This window comes from Zavarzinia sp., from assembly GCF_049306435.1.
Classification (GTDB): Bacteria; Pseudomonadota; Alphaproteobacteria; order Zavarziniales; family Zavarziniaceae; genus Zavarzinia.
The window spans coordinates 1-5,025 of record NZ_JBAQRT010000177.1 but is presented as its reverse complement, the minus strand read 5'-3'; the positions used below and the strand labels follow the sequence as shown (position 1 = coordinate 5,025).

Annotated in this window: 5 protein-coding genes; 3 read left to right on the top strand and 2 right to left on the bottom strand. The window is 68.0% G+C overall.

Annotation, left to right across the window (positions count from 1 at the left end):
* A partial coding sequence (locus tag WAZ62_RS09845) for an L-threonylcarbamoyladenylate synthase (protein WP_422643346.1) occupies window positions 1-402 on the bottom strand: 402 nt, incomplete at its 3' end.
* A gap of 124 nt (window positions 403-526) precedes the next feature.
* Here WAZ62_RS09845 and WAZ62_RS09840 point away from each other — a divergent pair.
* Together WAZ62_RS09840 and WAZ62_RS09835 are read left to right on the top strand one after the other, a co-directional pair.
* Window positions 527-2,320, top strand: a complete 1,794-nt coding sequence (locus tag WAZ62_RS09840; protein ID WP_422643345.1) for an acyl-CoA dehydrogenase — start codon at window positions 527-529, stop codon at window positions 2,318-2,320.
* A gap of 105 nt (window positions 2,321-2,425) precedes the next feature.
* Window positions 2,426-3,484: an MBL fold metallo-hydrolase gene (locus WAZ62_RS09835; RefSeq protein ID WP_422643344.1), complete on the top strand. Its 1,059-nt coding sequence runs from the start codon at window positions 2,426-2,428 to the stop codon at window positions 3,482-3,484.
* Here the strand turns inward: WAZ62_RS09835 and WAZ62_RS09830 are convergent.
* Window positions 3,475-4,260 (bottom strand): tyrosine-protein phosphatase, encoded by a 786-nt coding sequence (locus tag WAZ62_RS09830; protein WP_422643343.1) that lies wholly within the window; start codon window positions 4,258-4,260, stop codon window positions 3,475-3,477. The genes WAZ62_RS09835 and WAZ62_RS09830 overlap by 10 nt on opposite strands.
* A gap of 350 nt (window positions 4,261-4,610) precedes the next feature.
* Between WAZ62_RS09830 and WAZ62_RS09825 the strand changes: the two genes are divergently transcribed.
* A partial coding sequence (locus tag WAZ62_RS09825) for a response regulator (RefSeq protein WP_422643342.1) occupies window positions 4,611-5,025 on the top strand: 415 nt, incomplete at its 3' end.

Genomic DNA, 5,025 nt, shown 5'->3' with positions numbered 1-5,025 from the left:
GATCAGGGCGCGGGCGACCGGGTGGTCGGGACAGCGCAGGGCGATGGTGTCGAGCCCGGCCGAGGCCAGCAGGGATATCGGGCAACCGGCGCGCCGGGGCAGGACGAGGGTCAGCGGACCCGGCCAGAAGCGCACCATCAGGGCCGCGGCGCGGGGCGAAACTTCGGCCAGGGCGGCGGCATCGGCGGCATCGGCGACATGAATGATGAGCGGGTTGAAACGCGGCCGACCCTTGGCCGCGAAGATGCGGGCGACGGCGGCATCCGACGTCGCGTCACCGGCGAGGCCGTAAACCGTCTCGGTCGGCATCCCGACGAGAAAACCACGCTTGAGTGCGGCGGCGGCTTGGGCAATGGTCTCGGCGACCGGGGGGTTGATGGGCACCGTCATCTGCGGCGTCATGTCGACTTCCATGGAACGCAAAGGCCTTAGCATATCGCGGCATTTCTTGTAAGGCCGCAGGCCCGTATACACAGAATTCCAAGGCCGCAGGCCGACAAACACAGAATTTCGGAGAGCTCGACCCATGACCGTCTATTCCGCCCCCTCCCGCGAGATGATGTTCACGCTGGAGACCATCGGCCGTCTGCAGGACATTTCGGGCTTCGAGCTCTATGAACATGCGACGCCGGAAGTGGTGGAGCAGGTCCTCGATGAAGCCGGCAGGCTGGCGCGCGACGTGATCGCCCCGACCAACCCGATCGGCGACAGAGAGGGCGCCAAATACGAGAACGGCAAGGTCACCCTGCCCAAGGAATTCGAGACGGCGTGGAAGGCCTATACCGAAGGCGGCTGGCCGGGCGTGCCCTTCGAGGCGGAATATGGCGGCCAGAGCCTGCCCTGGACCATCACGGTCGCGGTGTCCGAGATCTGGTCGTCGTCCAACATGGCCTTCGGCCTCATCATGCTGCTGAACCAGGGCGCGACCGAGGCGATCCACGCCCATGGCACCGAGGAGCAGAAGGCGACCTATCTCGAAAAGATGATCGCCGGCGAATGGACCGGCACCATGAACCTGACCGAGCCGCAGGCGGGTTCGGACCTCGGCGAGATCAAGTCGCGCGCAACCCCGGCCGACGACGGCTCCTGGCGCATCAAGGGCCAGAAGATCTTCATCACCTTCGGCGAGCACGACCTGTCGAAGAACATCATCCACCTCGTCCTGGCCAAGACCCCGGGCGCGCCCGCCGGCTCGAAGGGCATTTCCTGCTTCATCGTGCCGAAATATCTGATCAACGCCGATGGTAGCCTCGGTGCCCGCAATGATGTCCGCTGCGTCTCGATCGAGCACAAGATCGGCATCCATGGCTCGCCCACCTGCGTCATGGCCTTCGGCGACAACGACGATTGCGTCGGCTACATGATCGGCAAGGAAAACCGCGGCCTGCAGGCCATGTTCACGATGATGAACAACGCCCGCCTGTCGGTCGGCGTGCAGGGTCTCGGCCTCGCCGAGCGCGCCTATCAGCAGGCGCTGGCCTTCGCCCAGGACCGCCGGCAGAGCCGCGCCATCGGCGCCCCGGCCCCGAGCGCGATCATCGATCACCCGGACGTGCGCCGGATGCTGCTCACCATGCGCTCCACGATCGACGCGATGCGCGCCCTCGTGTGCCGCAATGCCCTGGCGATCGACCTGTCCAAGGTCGCGGCGACGCCGGAAGAGCGGGCGGCCGAACGTGCCCTGGCCGATCTTCTGACCCCGATCACCAAATCCTGGTGCACCGACAAGGGCACCGAACTGACCTCGCTGAACATCCAGATCCACGGCGGCATGGGCTTCATCGAGGAAACGGGGGCGGCCCAGCATTGGCGCGACAGCCGCATCGCCCCGATCTACGAGGGCACCAACGGCATCCAGGCCATCGACCTCGTCACCCGCAAGGTGCCGCTGCAGGGCGGCGACACGGTGCGCGGCCTGATCGCCGAGATCGAATCGGTGCTGCCCGCGCTGGAGACGGCGGCAGGCGCCGACTTCAAGGCGATCGCCCGCCATCTGGCGCCGGCCGCCACGGCCTTCGCCCAGGCGACCGAATGGGTGCTGGCCCATGTCACCAACAGCCCGAACGAGGTTCTGGCCACCGCCTCGACCTATCTCGAGATGGCGGCGCAGGTGATCGGCGGCTGGCTGCTGGCCCGCCAGGCCCTGGCGGCCGGCGCGAAGCTGAACGACGACGGCGCCGACGTGAAGTTCCTGCGCGCCCGCATCGCCTCGGCCCGCTATTTCGCCGAACAGCGCCTGCCGGTCGCGGCCTCGCTGCTCGGCCCGGTGACCACCGGCAACGACCTGCTGGCCGACCTGCCCGAGTTGCTGATCGCCTGATCGGCAGGGGCTGACGCCGCGTCCCGGGGCCTTTCCGGGACAAAGTTGACGTGAACGTCAACCGCCTTACACTCGCAGCCACCAAAGGGTGGGAGCGCGTGTAAGGTGGGCAGTCTGAATTTCCCTTTCGAGGGCAAGCCTGAAGCGGGCGAGACGATCGAAGTCGCGCCCGGCGTCCATTGGGCGCGTTTCCCCCTGCCGTTCAGTCTCGACCATATCAACGTCTGGCTGATCGAGGATGGCGAGGGCTGGGCGGTGGTCGACACCGGCCTGCGCGGGCCCGAGACCGAGGCCATGTGGCATCGCTTGTTCGCGGGCGTGATGGGCGGCCGCCCGGTCACGCGGGTCTTCGTCACCCATCTGCACCCCGATCATGTCGGCCAGGCCGGCTTCCTGACCCGGCATTTCGGGGCCGAGCTGTGGATGACGCGGGAGGAATTCCTGCTCGCCCGCCTGCTGTGCCTCGATGTCCGGCCGGAGCCGCCGCCGGAGGCGGTGGAATTCTATCGCCGCTGCGGTTTCTCGGGCGAGATGCTGGAAACCTACAAGGCGCGGGGCTTTGGCAATTTCTCCCTCGGCGTCACGGAAATGCCGCTCGGGCACCGGCGCCTCGCCGATGGCGATACGGTCGAGATCGGCGGCAATCCGTGGGAAGTGGTGGTCGGGCGCGGCCATTCTCCCGAACACGCCTGTCTGTGGTGCCCGGCGCTTGGCCTGCTGATCTCGGGCGACCAGGTGCTGCCGAGAATTTCGTCGAATGTCTCGGTCGGGGTCAGCGACCCGGAGGGCGATCCCCTGACCGACTGGCTTCAGTCTCTGGAAGCCGTGGCGCGCCGGGTGCCGGACGATGTCCTCGTCCTGCCGTCGCACAACGAGCCTTTCACCGGCCTGCATCACCGGTTGCAGCGCCTCGCCGTCGGCCATCAGCGCCGGCTCGACCTGATCATGGAGGCGCTGGACGAGCCGCGCCACGCCATCGATCTGATGGGCCCGATGTTCCGCCGCAAGCTGGAAGGCAGCGACCTGATGCTGGCGGTGGGCGAGGGGCTGGCGCATCTGCATTGCCTGCGCCGGCGCGGCCTGATCGCCCGCGAGGAGGGGGCGGACGGCGTCCGGTACTGGCGGCGGCTGGTGGCGCCGCCCATGGCCGACGCTCAGATGTGAAAGCGCCGCCGCAGCCCTTGCGCCGTGGCCTCGTCGACGCCAAGGCGCAGGCGGCAATAGGCGTCGATCGAGCCGTGTTCGGCCTCGATGGCGGCGAAGGCGGCTTCGAGATAATCCCGGTCGACGCCGATCAGGGGGCGCAGCAGCGCCGGGTCCACCGCGTCGGCGCCAAGGCCATGGGCGTCGAGCCAGCCGGCCAGACTGGCGGCCAGGGCATCGAAGGCGTCGAGCGAGCGTAGATATTCGGCGAAAATATCGTCGCGATGCACCCCGAGCAGGGCCTGGGTCAGCGCGACCAGGAGGCCGGTGCGATCCTTGCCGGCGGTGCAATGGATCAGCACGGCGCCGTCAAGCGTGGCCAGCCGCCGGAAATAGGCGGTGAAAAGCGCGACGCGGTCCTCCTCGAACGGCGACCGGCGATAGGATTCGATCATGATCTCCCGCGCCGGCCTGCCCGAGGCGATGGCCCGGGCCAGGGCCGAGACATGCGGCGCCTCGCCCTGTTCCCCCGGGTCCTTCGGCGCGGTCAGGATCCGCCGGTCGAGGCCGGGGGGCAGGCGCGACGGCTCCCGCCGCCGTTCGCCTTCGTGGCGCAGGTCGACGATCAGGCCAAGGCCGAGGCCGGCGAGGGCGGACACGGCTTCCGTCCGAAGGCCGGACAGATGGGCCGAACGGAAGAGGCGGCCGCTGGCGACGCGCCCGCCCGTCGTGGTCGGACAGCCACCGAAATCGCGAAAATTGACCAGACCTGCGTCCAGTGGCGGCGCCTCGGGCATTTCCGGCCTTTCGTCTCATCGGGCGGTTGGGGCGGTGCATTTTAGAAAGAATTCAGCATATCGCCATGCCAATCTGGCCAGCCCACCCCACGGGGAAGGCTCGCGGAGGTATCCGGCGAGGCGCACCGCCGAACGGGAAAATCCAGTTCTGTCCGACAGTTACGCCCCGAAATGGCGCTAAAGTGGTTTGGGTGTTGCTTGACCTTGGTCGCCGGCACGGTCGATGGTGGCCCTGCAACCGGGTTGGCGGGTTTGCGACGAACGGGCGCCGTGGCGCCGGCAGAGACGCCTTCGGGCGGGTAGCGGGACGGGTCGCGGGTGATGCGGCCGGTTTCCGGGACAGGAGAGGTATGCTTCGACAATCGGCCGTTGGAACAGCCCCCGGGGCCAGGGTTCTGATCATCGACGGCAATGCCGATCGCCGCCGCCTGCTGCGCGACACGGTGCAGTCCTGGGGCTTCGAGGTCATGACCGCCTATGACGGCTATTCCGGCATGAGGCAGATCATGAACGACCGGCCCGATATCATCATCGTCGACGCCGACCTGAAAGGCTGGCCCTCGTCGACGGTGATCGACGGGGCGACGCGCCTCGGCTCGCGGGCGATGATCGTCATGCTGAACGAATCGGCGGCCCATGCCACCTCGCGCCTGTCGCGGCGCCGGATCGTCGGCGTCGTCGACGACGGCAACGCCGTCGACGACCTGCGCCTGCTGCTGACGGCCGCCGTCGACAAGATGGCCCGCAATTCGGCCGACGCACCGC